17 protein-coding genes are annotated in these 16590 nt (G+C 71.6%); 8 read left to right on the top strand and 9 right to left on the bottom strand.

Going from position 1 to position 16590, the window contains the following annotated elements:
- Positions 1 to 164 precede the first annotated feature (164 nt).
- On the bottom strand, positions 165 to 881 hold the full coding sequence (locus ACLJQE_RS17995; protein WP_410640393.1) for an SDR family oxidoreductase: 717 nt from the start codon (positions 879 to 881) through the stop codon (positions 165 to 167).
- Positions 882 to 970: 89 nt separating this feature from the next.
- Between ACLJQE_RS17995 and ACLJQE_RS17990 the strand changes: the two genes are divergently transcribed.
- Positions 971 to 1504: a TetR/AcrR family transcriptional regulator gene (locus ACLJQE_RS17990; RefSeq protein ID WP_410640790.1), complete on the top strand. Its 534-nt coding sequence runs from the start codon at positions 971 to 973 to the stop codon at positions 1502 to 1504.
- A gap of 49 nt (positions 1505 to 1553) precedes the next feature.
- Here the strand turns inward: ACLJQE_RS17990 and ACLJQE_RS17985 are convergent, their stop codons facing one another.
- Positions 1554 to 1922: an RNA-binding S4 domain-containing protein gene (locus ACLJQE_RS17985; protein ID WP_410640392.1), complete on the bottom strand. Its 369-nt coding sequence runs from the start codon at positions 1920 to 1922 to the stop codon at positions 1554 to 1556.
- Positions 1923 to 2145: 223 nt separating this feature from the next.
- Here ACLJQE_RS17985 and ACLJQE_RS17980 point away from each other — a divergent pair, with 223 nt between their 5' ends.
- Positions 2146 to 3684 carry a GMC oxidoreductase gene (locus ACLJQE_RS17980; protein WP_410640391.1) on the top strand — a complete coding sequence of 513 codons (1539 nt, stop codon included), beginning with the start codon at positions 2146 to 2148 and terminating at the stop codon, positions 3682 to 3684.
- A 31-nt stretch (positions 3685 to 3715) separates the two neighbouring features.
- Here ACLJQE_RS17980 and ACLJQE_RS17975 read toward each other — a convergent pair whose 3' ends face one another.
- Both ACLJQE_RS17975 and ACLJQE_RS17970 read right to left on the bottom strand, forming a co-directional pair.
- Positions 3716 to 4201 (bottom strand): carboxymuconolactone decarboxylase family protein, encoded by a 486-nt coding sequence (locus ACLJQE_RS17975; RefSeq protein WP_410640390.1) that lies wholly within the window; start codon positions 4199 to 4201, stop codon positions 3716 to 3718.
- On the bottom strand, positions 4198 to 5274 hold the full coding sequence (locus tag ACLJQE_RS17970; RefSeq protein ID WP_410640389.1) for a dihydrodipicolinate reductase: 1077 nt from the start codon (positions 5272 to 5274) through the stop codon (positions 4198 to 4200). The genes ACLJQE_RS17975 and ACLJQE_RS17970 overlap by 4 nt, the downstream gene beginning before the upstream one ends.
- A gap of 115 nt (positions 5275 to 5389) precedes the next feature.
- On the opposite strand from ACLJQE_RS17970, the gene ilvD reads away from it, so the two are divergent.
- Entirely contained in the window at positions 5390 to 7081 is a 1692-nt protein-coding gene (gene ilvD, locus ACLJQE_RS17965) for a dihydroxy-acid dehydratase (RefSeq protein ID WP_410640388.1), read from the top strand.
- Here ilvD and ACLJQE_RS17960 read toward each other — a convergent pair.
- The gene (locus tag ACLJQE_RS17960) at positions 7060 to 8424 is read right to left on the bottom strand and encodes a class I adenylate-forming enzyme family protein (protein ID WP_410640387.1); all 1365 of its coding nucleotides are present in this window, start codon (positions 8422 to 8424) and stop codon (positions 7060 to 7062) included. The two genes, ilvD and ACLJQE_RS17960, sit on opposite strands and share 22 nt — an antisense overlap.
- Positions 8425 to 8437: 13 nt before the next feature.
- Positions 8438 to 8851, bottom strand: a complete 414-nt coding sequence (locus ACLJQE_RS17955) for an SsgA family sporulation/cell division regulator (protein WP_410640386.1) — start codon at positions 8849 to 8851, stop codon at positions 8438 to 8440.
- Positions 8852 to 9214: 363 nt separating this feature from the next.
- Between ACLJQE_RS17955 and sigK the strand changes: the two genes are divergently transcribed.
- From sigK to ACLJQE_RS17935, 4 genes are all read left to right on the top strand, one after another.
- Positions 9215 to 9811 carry an ECF RNA polymerase sigma factor SigK gene (gene sigK / locus ACLJQE_RS17950; RefSeq protein ID WP_410640385.1) on the top strand — a complete coding sequence of 199 codons (597 nt, stop codon included), beginning with the start codon at positions 9215 to 9217 and terminating at the stop codon, positions 9809 to 9811.
- Positions 9808 to 10503, top strand: coding sequence for an anti-sigma factor domain-containing protein (locus ACLJQE_RS17945; RefSeq protein WP_410640384.1), 696 nt, complete (start codon positions 9808 to 9810; stop codon positions 10501 to 10503). Before sigK ends, ACLJQE_RS17945 begins: the two co-directional genes overlap by 4 nt.
- Positions 10504 to 10527: 24 nt before the next feature.
- Positions 10528 to 12060, top strand: a complete 1533-nt coding sequence (locus ACLJQE_RS17940; RefSeq protein ID WP_410640383.1) for a molybdopterin-dependent oxidoreductase — start codon at positions 10528 to 10530, stop codon at positions 12058 to 12060.
- Positions 12061 to 12152: 92 nt separating this feature from the next.
- Entirely contained in the window at positions 12153 to 12821 is a 669-nt protein-coding gene (locus ACLJQE_RS17935; protein WP_410640382.1) for a fasciclin domain-containing protein, read from the top strand.
- Position 12822: 1 nt separating this feature from the next.
- On the opposite strand, the gene ACLJQE_RS17930 is transcribed toward ACLJQE_RS17935, so the two are convergent.
- Positions 12823 to 13815 carry an LLM class flavin-dependent oxidoreductase gene (locus tag ACLJQE_RS17930; protein ID WP_410640381.1) on the bottom strand — a complete coding sequence of 331 codons (993 nt, stop codon included), beginning with the start codon at positions 13813 to 13815 and terminating at the stop codon, positions 12823 to 12825.
- 44 nt (positions 13816 to 13859) lie between these two features.
- Positions 13860 to 14519 carry a TetR/AcrR family transcriptional regulator C-terminal domain-containing protein gene (locus ACLJQE_RS17925; RefSeq protein ID WP_410640380.1) on the bottom strand — a complete coding sequence of 220 codons (660 nt, stop codon included), beginning with the start codon at positions 14517 to 14519 and terminating at the stop codon, positions 13860 to 13862.
- Between the two features lie 91 nt (positions 14520 to 14610).
- On the opposite strand from ACLJQE_RS17925, the gene ACLJQE_RS17920 reads away from it, so the two are divergent.
- Positions 14611 to 15591: an NAD(P)-dependent alcohol dehydrogenase gene (locus ACLJQE_RS17920; protein ID WP_410640379.1), complete on the top strand. Its 981-nt coding sequence runs from the start codon at positions 14611 to 14613 to the stop codon at positions 15589 to 15591.
- A gap of 4 nt (positions 15592 to 15595) precedes the next feature.
- Here ACLJQE_RS17920 and ACLJQE_RS17915 read toward each other — a convergent pair whose 3' ends face one another.
- Positions 15596 to 16525: an alpha/beta hydrolase family protein gene (locus ACLJQE_RS17915; protein ID WP_410640378.1), complete on the bottom strand. Its 930-nt coding sequence runs from the start codon at positions 16523 to 16525 to the stop codon at positions 15596 to 15598.
- Positions 16526 to 16590 lie beyond the last annotated feature (65 nt).

Genomic DNA, 16590 nt, shown 5'->3' with positions numbered 1-16590 from the left:
GTTTGCTGGGTCTGGGCTGCTGGGGGCGCCCAGACGGGTGCGCCCCAATGTGGCCTTCGGTGCGTTCAACGCACCCAAGGCGGCCTTGGGTGCGTTCAACGCAACCAAGGCCACATTGGGGCGCTTGAGCGAGGCCGCCGGCAACGCACCTCGGACGCGCGGCACTAGGCCTGCGCGGTCGGCCGGACGACGATCTCGTTGACGTCCACCTCGGCCGGCTGGTCGATGGCGAACGCGATGGCGCGGGCGATCGCCTCCGGGGGGATGGCCACCGTGTCGCGGGTCTCGGTGAGCCGGTCGCGGACGGCTGCCTCCGGGATGCCGTCGATGAAGTCGGTGGCGATCACGCCCGGGGACACGAGCGTGACCCGCAGGTCCGGGCCCGCCTCCTGGCGCAGGCCTTCGGAGATCGTGCGGACCGCCGTCTTCGTGGCCGCGTACACCGCCATCGTCGGCACCGTGCGGTAGGCCGCCGTCGAGGCCGTGTGCACGAACTGGCCGGAGCCCTGCTCGCGGAACACCGGCAGGGCCGCCGCGATGCCGTGCAGCACTCCCTTGACGTTGACGTCGATCATCGCGTCCCAGTCGTCGACGCGCAGGGAGTCGATCGGGGAGATCGGCCCGACGCCGGCGTTGCCGACCAGGACGTCCAGCCGGCCGTGGGTCTCGCGGGCCAGCCGGACCAGCGCGGCGACGTCTTCCGGACGCCGGACGTCCGTCGGCAGGCTGACCGCGCCCAGCCGCTCGGCCAGCGCGTCGAGCCGGTCCTTGCGCCGCGCGCCCAGCACGACCTTCGCGCCGCGCTCGGCCAGCAGGGTGGCCGTCGCCGCGCCGATCCCGCTGCTCGCCCCGGTGATCACGACGACCTTGTGCTCGATCATGGACACTCCTTCGGCAGTTAAGTGGACACATGTCCGCTTCGACGGTAGCGGACAGGTGTCCGGTTGGCTAGGGTGACGGGGTGACACCGATGCGAGCCGACGCCGAGCAGAACCGCGAGCGCATCCTGGAGGTCGCGCGGACGGCGCTGAAGGCGTCCAGCGCCGCCTCGCTGCAGTCGATCGCGAAGGCGGCCGGGGTCGGCCAGGGCACGCTCTACCGGCACTTCCCCAGCCGGGAAGCGCTCCTGATCGCGGTGTACCGCCACGACCTCGACGAGCTCGTCGACGCGGCCCCCGAGCTGCTACGCGAGCACGCGCCCGAGGAAGCACTCCGGCAGTGGTTCGAGCGCCTGGCGGCGTACGGCCGCATCAAGCACGGCGCGGCCCAAGCCGTCGAAGCGGCCACGCGCGCCGACCTGTCCGGGGAGTACTACGAACCGGTCTGCGCGGCCATCACCCTGCTGCTCGACGCCGGGAAGGCGGCGGGCACCCTGCGCGAAGACGTCGACGCCGAGGACGTCCTGCTGCTGGTGGGTTTCCTGTGGCGCAACGACTTCGGCGCCGAGCGGGCGGCGCGCACGCGCCACCTGCTGTCGGTGGTCCTGGACGGCTTGCGGCCTTAGGCCTCGAAGCCGGGCGAGCTGTGCGACGAGGTCGGTGCCGCTCGGCCGCTCAGGGGTCCTGCCGGGACCGGAACGCGTCCAGCACCCGGCGCTCCCGTTTGGTCGGCCGGCCGGCGCCGCGGTCGCGGCGGGCCACCGGGATCGCCGTTTCCGGTGGTGGCTTCGGTGTCCGGTCCACGTAACACGTTGCCGCGTCCGGGGCGCCCACGCGCTTCTGGATCACGCGGACCACGTCGAAGATCTTCGTCACCCCGCCGATGCGCAGGCGCACCTCGTCGCCCGGGACGACCGTGGTTGCCGGTTTGGCCGGTTTGTCGTTGACGCGCACGTGGCCGCCGCGGCAGGCCGCCGCCGCGTCCGGGCGGGTCTTCGTCAGCCGGACCGCCCAGAGCCAGCGGTCCACTCGGGTGGACTCCACAGTCGTCCATCATGGCCCATTCAGCGGCACGGCCCCGCAACCCCGCCAGGTTACTCGTGGGTATATGTCGACTTGTCTGTACCATCGAGCTATAACTTGTTCTAAATACCTCAACGGTGAGGAACAACACATGAGTGTCGAACCCGTGTGGAGAACAACTTCTGGCTCCGTATCCCGTCGTCTCTTCATCGCTGGAACTGGTTCTATCTTGGCGAGTGCCGCGATGGCCGGCCGAGCCGCGGCTGCACCGTCGCAGCCGGCCGCGATTTCCGACGGTGCCCGCGTGTCCGCGCTGGTGATCGGGTCGGGCTACGGCGGTTCGGTCGCCGCGCTGCGGCTCGCCCAGGCCAGCGTCGACGTGCAGCTGGTCGAGATGGGCATGGCCTGGGACACCCCGGGCGCCGACGGCAAGATCTTCGCCGCCACGACCAGCCCGGACCAGCGCTCGTACTGGCTGCGCACCAGGACGAAGCAGCCGTTGTCCAACTTCCTCGGGTTCCCCATCGACAAGGACATCCCGCGCTACACCGGCATCCTCGACGCCGAGGAGTTCGGCGGGATCACCGTGTACCAGGGCCGCGGCGTCGGCGGCGGCTCGCTCGTCAACGGCGGCATGGCCGTCACGCCGAGGCGGGAGAACTTCGGCGCGATCCTCCCCACGGTCGACGCGAACGAGATGTACAACGTCTACTACCCGCGCGCCAACGCCGGCCTCGGGGTCGCCAACGTCCGCCCGGCCTGGTTCGACACCACCGACTGCTACCAGTTCGCCCGCGTCGGCCGGAAACAGGCCCAGCGGTCCGGTTTCCCGTTCGTGTTCGTCCCGGACGTGTACGACTGGGCCTACATGGAGCGGGAGGCGGCGGGCACCGTCCCGAAGTCGGCGCTGGCCGGGGAAATCCTGTACGGCAACAACTACGGCAAGAAGTCGCTGCAGAAGACCTACCTGCCGCAGATCGCCGCGACCGGGCGGGTCACCATCTCGCCGCTGCACCGCGTGACGCAGGTGCTGCCGGCCTCCGGCGGCGGCTACACGGTGACGATCGAGCAGCTCACCACCGCCGGTGCGGTGTCCACGATCAAGACCGTCACGGCGGACACGGTGTTCTTCGCCGCGGGCAGCGTCGGGACGAGCAAGCTGCTGGTGAAGCTGAAGGCGACCGGCGCGCTGCCGAACCTGAACGGCGAGATCGGCAAGGGCTGGGGCGACAACGGGAACGTGATGTGCGGGCGCGCCAACCACATCTGGGACCCGACCGGGGCCCTCCAGTCGACCATCCCGTGCGGTGGCATCGACAACTGGGCCGCCGGTGGCGCTTTCGCGGAGGTCGCGCCGCTGCCGACCGGGATCGAGACGTGGGCGTCGTTCTACCTGTCGATCACGAAGAACCCGAACCGGGCGCAGTTCACCTGGAACCCGGCCACGCGCGCGGTGGAGCTGAACTGGCAGACGGCCTGGAAGCAGCCGTCGATCGACATGGCGAAGACCATCTTCGACAAGATCAACGCGACGGAGGGCACGATCTACCGGACCGACCTGTTCGGCACCTACAAGATCTGGGGCGACCACCTCACCTACCACCCGCTCGGCGGCGCGGTGCTCGGCAAGGCGACCGACAACTACGGCAGGCTCACCGGCTACCCGGGCCTGTACGCGATCGACGGCTCGCTGATCCCGGGCAACACCAGCGTCAACCCGTTCGTCACCATCACCGCACTGGCGGAACGCAACATCGAGAAGATCATCGCGACGGACTTCTGAGCCCGCGGTTGTGAGGGGCGGGTCACGCCCCTCACAACCGGTGGGAGGGCAGCACGCAGACGGTGTCCAGGCCGAGGACGTGGTTGAGCCGTCCGAAGGCCAGCCACGCGCCGAGGCTCATGCTCAGCTCGACGATCTCCCGCTGCGAGTAGTGCGCGGACATCCGCTTCCAGAACTCGTCGTCCAGGTTGTGGTGGTCCAGGGTGTACCGCTCGGCGTACTCCGCCGCGAGCCGCGTCCGGTCGTCGAAGCGGTCCGTCGTGCGCCAGTCGAGCACCGCGTCGGCGAACTCCGCCTCGACCTTCTGCCCGTCGCGTTCGGTGCGCCAGTCGAGGCAGAAGACGCAGCCGTTGAGCTGCGCGATCCGCAGCCGTGCGGCCTCGAACTCCCGCAGCCCCAGCGTGGTGTGCTCGTACACCGCCAGCGAGAACTTCGACGCGGCGATCCCGATGCCGGGCACCATCTCGCCCCAGACGTACCCGATCGGGTCCTTGCCTTCGGGGATGTCGATGTTCACGAGCGCCTCCTTCCGAGCTTGCCGGCTGCCGGGCGCAGCGGGACGTCGAGTGCGTCGTAGAGGCCGGGTTCCGCCGCGGCCAGCCAGTCGATGGCGCCGACCAGGCGGCCGACGGCGGTGGCGTTCCCACCCGCCGACCGGTTCTCGCCTTCGTCGGTCGCCTCGACGGTGACTTCGATGCGCGGCCGGCCTTCGACGATCACGCGGTGCGCGCCGTCGCCGCTGGGCGGTACCGGCCAGTCGGGCGCGCACGCGGAGTGGATGCGCGTGACGTGCTCGATGACGATCCGCGGCTCGCCGTCGACGATGCCCTGCACCTCGAACCGCACCGCGCCCTGCGTGCCCTCTTCGAACTCGCCCATGGTCCGCGTGGTCACGGTTTTCTCGAGCGGACGCCGGTCGAGGGTCTCGCGCAGCTCGGTCACTTCGACGCCGAGGCCGCGCGCGATGAGCCGGACCTGCCCGCCCCACACCATCGACGGCACGCCGGGCATCAGCATCGGCGGGTCGTAGTCCATCGGCTGGCCCATCCCGACCAGGTACCGGACGGAGTCGGGCTGCTCGTACGTCGAGTAGTCGAAGATCTCCTGGCAGCGGACGACGTCGACGTCGGTGCCGAGCCCGCTGATCAGCAGCGGCAGCACGTCGTTGCCCCAGCCGGGGTCGACGCCGGAGACGAACAGCGAGCCGCCGCCCTCCTTGATCGCCGCGAGCACCGGGTCCCGCAGCTCGGGCGGCGCGTTGCGCTGGTCGTAGAGGGGGTACAGGGCCGGCGTCACGACGACCGCGCCCGTCCCGACCGCGCGGACGATGTCGGCGAGCGCGTCGTCGAACCGGACGTCGCCCGAAGCGGCGTACACGATCGCGCGCGGACTCGCGGCCAGGACGGCGTCGATGTCGTCCGTCGCGGCGACACCCAGCGCGCCGACGCCGGCCAGCTCGCCCGCGTCCTTGCCGACCTTCGCCGGGTCGTGGACGAGCACCGCGGTGAGCTCCAGCGCCGGGTGGGCGTCGACGGCCCGGATTGCCGCACGGCCGACGTTGCCCGTGCCCCACACCACTGTGGTGACCATTCGCCGAGTTTTCGCCGGTTCGCCCGGGCCCGGAAAGGAAACCGTTCCGGTCAGCGGACCGCGTGGACGCGGGTAACATGCAGTCCGTCCGAACGTCGTATCGGAGGCCTGTGAGATGACGACCGACCCGAAGCCCCGCAGCCGCACGGTGACCGACGGGATCGAGGCCGCGCCCGCCAGAGGCATGCTGCGCGCGGTCGGGATGGGCGACGGCGACTGGGGCAAGCCGATCATCGGCGTCGCCAGCTCGTGGAACGAGATCACGCCGTGCAACCTGTCGCTGGACCGGCTCGCCCAGGCGTCGAAGGAGGGCGTGCACGCGGCCGGCGGCTACCCGTTGCAGTTCGGCACGATCTCGGTGTCCGACGGCATCTCCATGGGCCACGACGGCATGCACTTCTCGCTGGTCTCCCGCGAGGTCATCGCCGACTCGGTCGAGACGGTGATGCAGGCCGAGCGGCTCGACGGCTCGATCCTGCTGGCCGGCTGCGACAAGTCGCTGCCGGGCATGCTGATGGCCGCCGCGCGCCTCGACCTGGCGTCGGTGTTCCTCTACGCGGGCACGATCGCCCCCGGCTGGGTGAAGCTCACCGACGGCACCGAGAAGGACGTCACGCTCATCGACGCCTTCGAGGCGGTCGGCGCCTGCCGGGCCGGGCGGATGAAGACCGCCGACCTGGACCGCATCGAACGCGCCATCTGCCCCGGTGAAGGCGCCTGCGGCGGCATGTACACGGCGAACACGATGGCGTCGGCGGCGGAGGCCATGGGGATGAGCATGCCGGGCTCGGCCGCGCCGCCGTCCGCGGACCGCCGCCGCGACCACTACGCCCACCTTTCCGGGGAAGCCGTCGTCGGCCTGCTCGAACGCGGCATCACGGCACGGGACATCCTCACGCGGGAGGCGTTCGAGAACGCCATCACCGTCGTCATGGCCCTCGGTGGTTCGACCAATGCCGTGCTGCACCTGCTGGCCATCGCGCACGAGGCCAAGGTCGAGCTGACCCTCGACGACTTCAACCGGGTCGGCGACCGCGTGCCGCACCTGGGCGACCTGAAGCCGTTCGGCAAGTACGTCATGAACGACATCGACCGCCACGGCGGCATCCCGGTGCTGATGAAGGCGCTGCTGGACGAGGGGCTGATCCACGGCGACGCGCTGACCGTCACCGGGCGCACGGTGGCCGAGAACCTCGCCGAGCTCGACCCGGACCCGATCGACGGCGAGGTCCTGCGCCGCCCGGACAACCCGCTGCACCCGACCGGCGGCATCACCATCCTGCGCGGCTCGCTCGCCCCCGAGGGCGCGGTCGTGAAGTCCGCGGGCTTCGACACCGCCAACTTCGAAGGCCCGGCGCGGGTGTTCGAGCGCGAGCAGGAGGCGATGGCGGCGCTGAACGAAGGCCGCATCGAGGCCGGTGACGTCGTCGTCATCCGCTACGAAGGTCCCAAGGGCGGCCCGGGGATGCGGGAAATGCTGGCGATCACCGCGGCGATCAAGGGCGCCGGGCTGGGCAAGGACGTCCTGCTGCTGACCGACGGCCGGTTCTCCGGCGGCACCACCGGCCTGTGCATCGGCCACGTCGCGCCGGAGGCGGCCGACGGCGGGCCGATCGCCTTCGTCCGCACCGGCGACCGGATCGCCGTCGACATCAAGGCACGCAGCATCGACCTGCTGGTCGACGCCGCCGAGCTGGCGCGGCGCCGGGAAGGCTGGGAGCCGTTGCCGAACAAGTTCCCGGAAGGCGTGCTCGGCAAGTACGTCAAGCTGGTGCGGTCGTCGTCCTACGGGGCCGTCACGAGCTGAACGAGGGCGCGCTTGTCCACCTTGCCCACGTCGGTGAGCGGCAGCGCGGCCACGAAGTCCACGGCCGCCGGGACGTAGTGCTCCTGGCCGAAGGCGTCGCGCGCGTGCTGCCGGAGCTCTTCGGAGCTCACTTCGCCGCACGTGACCACGACCGCGTGCAGCAGCCGGCCGTCGATCCCGGGGACGCCGAAGACGGCGGCGCTGCGCACGGCCGGGTGGGCCGCGAGAGCGTGTTCGACGACGGTGGTGGGGACCTTCGTGCCGTGCTCGCCGACCACGACGACGTCGTCCGCGCGGTCGAGCAGGTAGAGGTAGCCCTCGTCGTCGAAGCGGCCGAGGTCGCCGGTGCGCAGCCAGCCCGCGCCGATGTCCGGGCCGCCGACGTAACCGTCCATCATGGACAGTCCGCGCACCTCGACCTCGCCGTCGGTGATGCGGGCCTCCATGCCCGGCACGATCCGGCCGACCGAGCCCAGCCGCTCCGGCCGGTCGGCCAGCTCGGCGGCGGAGATGCTCGCGATCATCGGCGCCTCGGTGAGGCCGTAGCCCTGGCCGACGACCGGGCCGAAGACGTCGAGGGCCTGCGCCAGGCGGTGCGGTGGCAGCGGCGCGGCACCGAGGGAGAGCGAGCGGACGCTGGCGAGGTCGGTTTCCGGGCGCTTCGGGTGGTCCAGGACGGCGGCCAGCCGCGGCGGCGTCAGCGAGAGCGTGCCGATGCGGTGTTCCTGGATCGCGTCGAGGACCGCTTCCGCGTCGAAGCCGTCGTGGACGACGACGGTGTCGTGCCGCAGCAGCGCGCCGAGCACGGTGGCGTTGCCGGTCATGTGCGTCATCGGGGCGACCAGCAGCGTCCGGCCCGGGCCGTCCGGTGCCGGCGCGAAGATGTGCGCCATGCCGTCGTAGATGCCGCTGTGGCGGATCAGCTTCGGGGTGCCGGTGGTGCCGCCGGTGGGGAAGAGCAGGCGCACGGTTTCCGGCGGGTCGAGCGGCTCGGGTTCGCCGTCGAGGTCGTCGAGGGTGCGGACGTCGCCCGCGGGCCAGGCGTGCGGGCGGTCGGTGACGACGGTGGCGCCGCTCGCCGCGGCGACCCGGCCGCGGGCCGTCGCCGAGGCCGGGACCAGGAGCACGGTCGCCCCGCGCAGGAGGGCCGCGAGCTGGACGAGGACCGTCTCGGGCCGGTTGCGCAGGTCGACGGCGAGCGTGGCGACGTCGCCGAGCCCGCCGTGCAGGCGGCGCAGCCGGTCGCGGGCCTGGTGGTAGGTGGTGACGCCGTCCTGGACGAACAGGGGGCGATCACCGCCGTCGTCGAGCGCGGCGAGGACCTTCGTCAGGAAGAAGCTCACCCTCGGACGGTACTCAGTCCTGGTAGGAGAGCTTCGCGAGTTCCTCGTCGAAGTCGAACCAGTCGGACTCGCTGCCGGCCGGGATCACGTCGTAGGTGCGGTCGAGGAAGGCCGCGATCTCCTTCGCGGGCGCTTCGAGCACCGCGGCGCCGTCGGGGGAGCTCAGCTCCACGACGACCAGCGCGGGGTCGCCGGCCGGCCCGATCCGCACGTCGCCGTCGCCGCAGCGGGCGAGCAGGCCGTCGACGAGCAGGTCGCGGCCGAAGAGCCACCGGACCGCACTCGGGCCGGCGTGCAGCACCACGGCGACCGCGTACGGGTCTCGGGTGTCGTACTCCAGCTCGGCAGGCACCGGTCGCGGTCCGGCCCCGAAGGTGCGGAGGGCGAAGTCGATGCGGGCGCTGGTCACGGTGTTCGGGTCGGCCATGGATGGCCCCTTTGCTACTCGTCGGTCGGGTTGTTCTCTGTCCAGGGATAACCCATGGTGAGTTCAACGCCCAGCGATCCGAAAAACTTTCACACGCTGGGGTGATCAAGAAGTGTCCGAGGTCACCTCCCGCGTGGCCGAACGGGCAACTCCGGCACACAGCGTGACCAACGGTGACTGAGCTCCCGTGTCGCGACGTTCCGCCCGGCCCTGGCCCGTGAATTTCGGAGCCGCGCCGCCGCCGGATGGGTTCCGGTGCCGGATTTGCGCCGTCCGGGTGGGAAGGGCCACCCGGCACCAGTCCGGACGGGCGGCCGGCCGCGAACCCCGAGTGGGAAACGGGATGACGTGGAGGGTGCCGGCATGGGTGAGCGTGGGCGGTTGCGGCTGCAACCGGACGGGGCGCCGGCACCCCCGCCGGGCGCCGAAGAGCTGCTCCGGCGGGTGGCGGCGGGCGACGAGACGGCGTTCGCGTCGCTGTACGACCTCGTCGCCGGGCCGGTGCTCGGCCTCGCGACGCGCGTGCTGCGCAGCCACGCACAGGCCGAAGAGGTGGCGCAGGAAGTGCTGGTGGAGGTGTGGCGCAAGGCCACGAGGTACGAGCCGGAGCGCGGCAGCGCGCTGTCGTGGGTGCTGACCATCGCCCACCGCCGGGCGGTGGACCGCGTGCGCTCGCACCAGGCCGGCGTCGACCGCGAGGAGCGGGCGGGCCAGATGGACGTGCGGCGGCCGTTCGACGAGGTCACCGAGTCCGCGTTGGCCGGCCTGGAGCAGCAGCGGGTGCGGCAGTGCCTGTCCGCGCTGACCGGCCTGCAGCGCGAGTCGATCGTGCTGGCCTACTACAACGGCTACACCTACCCCGAGGTCGCCGAGGTGCTGAAGGTCGCGCCGGGCACCGTGAAGACCCGCATCCGCGACGGCCTGATCCGGCTGCGCGACTGCCTGGGGGTGGACCGGTGACCGCCGAACTGCACACGCTGACCGGGGCGTACGCCCTGGACGCGGTGTCCGATGTGGACCGTGCCGGATTCGAACACCACCTCGGCGAGTGCGCGGCCTGCCGCCAGGAGGTGGCGGAGCTGCGGGCGACCGGCGCACGGCTCGCCGTGGCCGACGCGGTGGACCCGCCGCCGTCGCTGAAGCTGCTGGTGCTCGCCGACGTGGCCCGCACCCGCCAGCTGCCGCCGAAGGTGCCGGTGGTCCGGCGTCTGAGCCGGGCCAAGACGTGGCAGGTGCGCTTCGCGCTGTTCGGTGCCGCCGCGGCGGCCGTGGTGGCGGTCGCGGTCGGCCTGCAGACCACGACCGCGCCGCCGGGCCCGGCCGACTCGGTGCTGGCCGCCCCGGACGCTTCGGCGATCCAGGGCGTCGGGCGGGGCAACGCGACGCTCGTGGTTTCCCGCGGCCGCAACCAGGCGGTCCTGCTCGCTTCCGGCCTGCCCGATCTCGACGCGGCGCACGCCTACCAGGTGTGGCTGATCGGCCCGGACGGCGCGCACTCGGCCGGGCTGATGCAGCCGGAGTCGCCGGGCCGGATGCGTCCCATGCTCGCCGACCTGCCGGCGGGCGTCGACCGGATCGGGATCACCGTCGAGCCCGCAGGCGGTTCTCCCGGCCCGACGACGCCGGCCGTCGCCCGGATCGACCTCGCCTGACCTCCGACCTCTGACAGGAGTGCGATGAGCACCTCAACGGCCGAACCCCGCCTGCGTCGTCCTGCGGCGGCCCTGTTCGGTGTCCTGGCGCTCGCCGTGGCACTGGCGGCAGGCCACCTCGCCGCCGGGTTCGCCGGCGTCAACGCCTCGCCGTACCTGGCCGTCGGCAACGGCGCCATCGATCTGACCCCGGTGTGGCTCAAGGACTTCGCGGTCCGCACCTTCGGCACCTACGACAAGCTCGTGCTGCTGTCCGGGATGGCCGTGGTCATGCTGGCCGTGGCGGCGGGGGCGGGCCTGCTGTCCCGGCGCACGCCGGTGCCGGGGCTGGTGGTGATCACCGGGTTCGGGCTCGTCGGTCTCGTCGCGGTGTACGCGCGGCCCGACCTCGACGCGGTCGCGCTGCTCGCGCCGCTGACGAGCCTGGTCGCCGGGGTGGCCACGTTCGCCGTCCTGCACCGGCTGGGCCGGCGCGAAGCCGTCGCGGACGGCTCGCGCCGGACGGTGCTGCTGGCGGGCGCCGGAGCCGTCGCCGCGGCCGGGCTCGCGGGCCTCGGCGGGCAGCTGCTCGCCGGCCGCCGGGACGCGGCGTCGTCGCGCGAAGCGGTCGGGCGGCTCGTCCCGGCCCGGACCGCGCCGATGATCCCGGCCGACGCCGATTTCGCGAAGCTGGGCACCCCGGCGTTCCTGACGCGCAATGACGGCTTCTACCGCGTGGACACCGCGTTGACCGTGCCGCAGGTGCGCGCCGAGGACTGGAGCCTGCGGCTGCACGGCCTGGTCGAGCGCGAAGTCCGGTACCGCTACGGCGACATCCGGAACCGGCCGCTGGTGGAACGCACCATCACGATGACCTGCGTCTCCAACGAGGTCGGCGGCACCTACGTGTCCACCGCGAACTTCGTCGGCGTCGACCTGGCCGACCTGCTCGACGAGGCCGGCGTGCGGCCGGGCGCCGAGCAGCTCCTTTCGTCCAGTGTGGACGGGTGGACGGCCGGCACCCCGGTGGCGGCGGCGCTGGACCGGACGCGCGGGGCCATGCTCGCGATCGGCATGAACGGCGAGCCGCTGCCGATCGAGCACGGGTTCCCGGCCCGGCTCGTCATTCCCGGGTTGTATGGGTACGTCTCGGCCACGAAATGGGTGACCGATCTCGAAGTCACGACCTGGGGAGCACGGCAGGCGTATTGGCTGAAGCGCGGCTGGGGCCAGGAGGCGCCGATCAAGACACAATCGCGCATCGATACGCCGAAGGGGTTTGAAACCGTTTCTTCGGGGAAGGTTCGCGTCGCCGGGATCGCCTGGGCGCAGCACACCGGCATTGCCAAAGTCGAATTGCGCATGGACAACGGCCCCTGGCGCGAAGCCATGCTCTCGCACGAGGTGAACCTCGACACCTGGCGCATGTGGTGGGCGGAGTTCGAGCTCGCGCCCGGCGGTCACCAGGTCTTTTGCCGGGCGATCGACAAAAGTGGGTACACGCAGACCGAAATGCGCGCCGGAACCGTCCCCGACGGCGCGACGGGGTGGCACAGCATCGCCTTCACGGCCCGGTGACCCGTGTCACCCGAATGGCGGCAATCCGGTTTTCCCGCAGGTTCGAATCAAGGGCAAGAAGTAGTTCTCAGCCGCTAATTGGAGTGATTTTCGTGACCAAGCTTCGTGTCGCCGGAATCGGCGTCACCGCCGTTGCCGCGCTTTCGCTGACCGCGTGCAGCGGCAGCGACACCGCTTCGTCGGGCAGTTCCAGCAGCTCGCCGTCGTCGTCGGTGCCGGCCCCGACGTCCAGCATGGCGTCCGGTGCCGGCAACGGCGTGACCACCAACGCCGACGTCTTCGGCCCGGCGTGTTCGCAGCTGCCGCAGGGGACCGAGCCCGGTTCGCTGGACTCGATGGGCCCGCAGCCGGTCGCCTCGGCCGCGTCGACCAACCCGCTGCTGACCAAGCTGGTGGCGGCGGTCAAGGCCACCAACCTGGTCGACACGCTGAACAGCCAGGAGGCCATCACGGTGTTCGCGCCGGCCGACCCGGCGTTCGCCGCGCTCGGCGACGCCAAGTTCACCGAGCTCGCGGGCAAGCCCGCCGAGCTGGCGCCGATCCTGCAGTACCACGTCGTCGGCAAGCGCTACGACGGCAAGGGTCTCGCCTCGGCCGCTTCGGTCGACACGCTCAACACCGCCGGTGGCCCGGTGAAGATCGAGGGCTCCGGCGACACCATGACGATCAACGGCGCGAAGATCCTGTGCGGCAACATCCCCACGAAGAACGCCACGGTTTTCGTGATCGACAAGGTGCTGACCCCGGGCACCAACAAGTAGGTCAACGCCCCAGCAGCGGGCCCAGGCGTTCCGCGATGTCGGTGAGGATCTGCACGTAATCTTCGTGCTCGAAGGTGAACGGCAGGGCGAAAGCCACCTCGTCGACCTCGCGGAACGCCGCGTGGTCGTGCAACCGCCCGGCGATTTCCGCGGACGTGCCGACGAAGTCGGGGGAGAACAGCATCCGCGCGGGGCCCTGGGGTTCCGCGGTGCGGGGCAGCCGCTTTTCGGCGTAGGCCTCGTACTTGGCTCGCTGTTCCGGCGTGGCGCTGTCGGTGGGGATCACCACCAGGCCCTGGGAGATGCGCCCGGCGGGGTGGTGCTCGCGGAACGTCCGGATGTGCGAGAGCTGGATCCCGGCGAAGTCGGTGCTCTCGCCTTCGGCCTTGACCACGCTGCTGGTCAGGAAGTTCATCGCGTGCTTGCCCGCCCACTCCGCCGAGCGCAGGCTCGCGCCGCCGTACCAGAGGCGCTCGCCGAGCCCGGGCGCCTGCGGCTGGACCCGGTCCGAGAACACCTCGAACCCCTGGGTGCCGCTGAACCCGGTGGCCGGTTCGCCGCGCACGAAGCCGAGCAGCCGCCGCACGCGGTCGTAGGAGAAGTCCTCGACGTCGGCGGTGTCCGGGTAGAGGGCGTGCTTGACCTCGTCCCAGCGCATCGGCGGGCCGACGCTGAGGCCCGGGTTGAGCCGTCCGCCGGAGAGCAGGTCGACGGTGGCGAGGTCCTCGGCCAGCCGCAGCGGGTTCTCCCAGCCGAGCGGGATCACCGCGGTGCCGAGCTCGATCCGGCTGGTCCGCTGCGACGCGGCGGCCAGCACGGCGACCGGCGACGAGATGCCGTACTGGAGGTGCCGGTGGCGCACCCAGGCGCTGTCGAACCCGAGCCGTTCACCTCGTTCGATGATCTCCAGCGTCGACTCGTGGCCGCGGCGCGGGTCGGCCGCGTCGAACAGGCCGATGGTCAGGAAGCCGAGCTTCCGCAGTGGTCGTGACACGGTGCCGATTCTGCCCCGCCCGCGGCGGTGTCCCAGCTGGTGGACTACCGCTCCCGCAGCCGGTCCAGGCCGTCGAGGATGAGGTCCAGGCCGAACTCGAACTCCGCCTGGTCGTCACACCACCCCAGGGTCGAGTCCGGGTCGTCGTGGGCGATTTCGGCCAGCATCCCGGTCAGGTTCGGCAGCCGGGCGGCCAGTTCCGGCGGCACCTCCGCCGACGCACCGGCGTTCGGGTCGAACAGCTCCTGGCTGAACCCCAGCGCGCGGCTGCCCAGCGCGTGCAGCGCGTGGTGGATGTGGTCGTGCGAGAAGCCGCCTTCGCGCATCAGGCCGACCAGGTTGTCGTAGTACTCCAGCACCGCGATGCTCGTCGACGAGCGCGTGCCGAACAGGCCCGGGGCCCAGCGGTGCCGGAGGAACACCTGCCGCGCCGCGAGGATGCGGCGCCGGGCGGTCTGCTTCCAGTCCGGGCCGGCGGCCACGCGGGCCACCGCGTCGTTGATCTCCCCGGCCACGACCTCGACGATCCCGTCGAGCACGTCTTCCTTCTTGGCCACGTGGTAGTAGAGCGACATCGCCTCGGCGCCGAGCTCCTCGGCGAGCCGGCGCATCGTCACCGCCCGCAGCCCGTGCTCGTCGGCGAGCGCGACGGCCGCCCGCAGCACGCGTTCCCGGCTCAGCGGGATCCGGGCTTCGGTCGTCACGCCGAAGATCGTACAACGTAAGACGTCCTTGACCACGGGTGCGGCGCGCGGCTACCTTACGGCGTAAGACTTACAACGTAAGGGAGTGGTCATGAAGGCTTTGGTTCAGCGCGCGTACGGTCCGCCGGACACCTTGACCTGGGAAGACGTGCCCGAGCCGGTACCCCGCGACGGCGAGGTGCTCGTCCGCGTCCACGCCACTTCGGTCAACCCGTACGACTGGCACTTCCTGAGAGGCGAGCCGTACGTGGCCCGCCTGATGACCGGCGGCTTCGGCCTGCGCCGCCCACCGGTGGGTGTCCTCGGCTGCGATCTGGCCGGCCGGGTCGAGACGGCCGGGACCCGGTTCGCGCCGGGCGACGACGTCTACGCGCTCCTGCCGCGGGGTGCCCACGCCGAGTACGTCTGCGTGCGCGAGGACCTGCTGGCGCCGATGCCGGCGAACCTCACGCACGAGCAGGCGGCGGCGATGCCGATGGCCGCCGTCACCGCGCTGGTCGCCTTGCGCGGTGCCGAAGCCGGGCACCGGGTGCTGGTGAACGGCGCTTCCGGCGGGGTCGGGACGTTCGCCGTCCAGCTGGCCAAGGCGCTCGGCGCCGAGGTCGACGCCGTGTGCGGTGCCGCCAACGCCGGACTCGCCCGCTCACTCGGCGCCGGGCACGTCTTCGACCACCGGGCGGAGGACTTCACCCGCGGTGGCCGCCGCTACGACGTCGTGCTGGACATCGCCGGCAGCCGATCGGTGTTCGCCTGCCGCCGGATCCTCGCCCGCGGCGGCACGTTCGTCGCGGTCGGCGGCCCGGCCGGACGCTGGGTGCAGCCCGCCGGGCACGTCTTCGCGGCACTGGCCTCGGGGCTGTTGGCGCGCCGGCGCGTCGTGCTCGCGGACGCGGTGGCGTGCCGCGACAAGGCGGCGATCCTCGGCGAGCTGGCCGGGTTGGTGGAGGGTGGGGCGGTCACGCCGGTGATCGACCGGAGCTATCCGTTCGACGACCTGCGCGCCGCGTTCGCCTACTCGGAAGCCGGGCACGCCAAGGGCAAGGTCGTCGTCACCCTCGGCGTGCCCGGCTGAGCCGTCAGCCGTTGTGCGGGCAGTTGCCGCGGTAGTCCGAAATGGACAGGCTGGTGCCCGGGATCGGGCAGAGGAACTGTTCGTAGCGGGTGTCGTCGTCGATGAACCGCTTGAGCCAGGACAGCGTGTACTTCGCGATCGTCGTGTTCGACGTGTTCGGGGCGAAGTGGCTGGCGCCGCGCAGTTCCAGGTAGGCCTTGTCCAGAGTGGACGGCAGGCTGTTGTAGAACGGGATCGAGTGCGACGACACCGGCGCGATGGTGTCCGACTGCGCCCCGACGACGAGCGTCGGCACCCGCAGCGTCGACCAGTTCTTGGTCAGGTTCCAGCCGGTCAGCGGCACCGCGGCCTGCAGCGACGGCCGTGAGCGCGCCGCCTCGAGGGTGCCGCCGCCGCCCATGGAGTGGCCGATGACGCCGAGCCGGCTGCTGTCGATCCGCGACCGCACCGAGCTCTGCTGCGTCAGGTAGTCCAAGGAGGCGAGCAGCTGCCTGCCGCGGCTGTCGGGCTGGTCGCTGGTGGTCACGGTGTCGATGGTGAACACCACGAAGCCCTGAGACGCCAGACGCGGGCCCAGCCACGCCATGCTCGACTGGCTGGCGGTGAAGCCGGGGGCGATCGAGACGGCGCCGAACGTGCCGGCGGTCGTCGTCGTCGGGTAGTAGATCGTGCCGCCGCCGAAGCCGGAAACGGCCAGCCGCGACACCGTGATGGTGCTCGTCGCGAACGAACCGCGGCTGGCTTCGATGCTGGCGGTGGTGGGGTCGGGGCCCCGCTCGTAGGGGTTCGCGGCGGCGGGCGCCGGCGTGGCGGCACCGGTGGTCAGCGCCAGGGCGGCCACCACCACGCCGGCGGCCTTGGCGCGCCAGCCACGGTGGCGGGAGATTTTCTCACCCAGGCCGGACGTCGTCGGCGGGCTGGTGAGTGCGGACATGGATCGCTCTCTTTCCCCGGGCAGGCGGAAGCGCGCCCGGACACAGACGGGCGGATCGGTGGAAC

It is taken from the genome of Amycolatopsis sp. lyj-346 (assembly GCF_046548975.1).
Classification (GTDB): Bacteria; Actinomycetota; Actinomycetes; order Mycobacteriales; family Pseudonocardiaceae; genus Amycolatopsis.
Note: the sequence above shows the minus strand (reverse complement) of the source record. Positions and strands in the feature narration are given on the sequence as shown.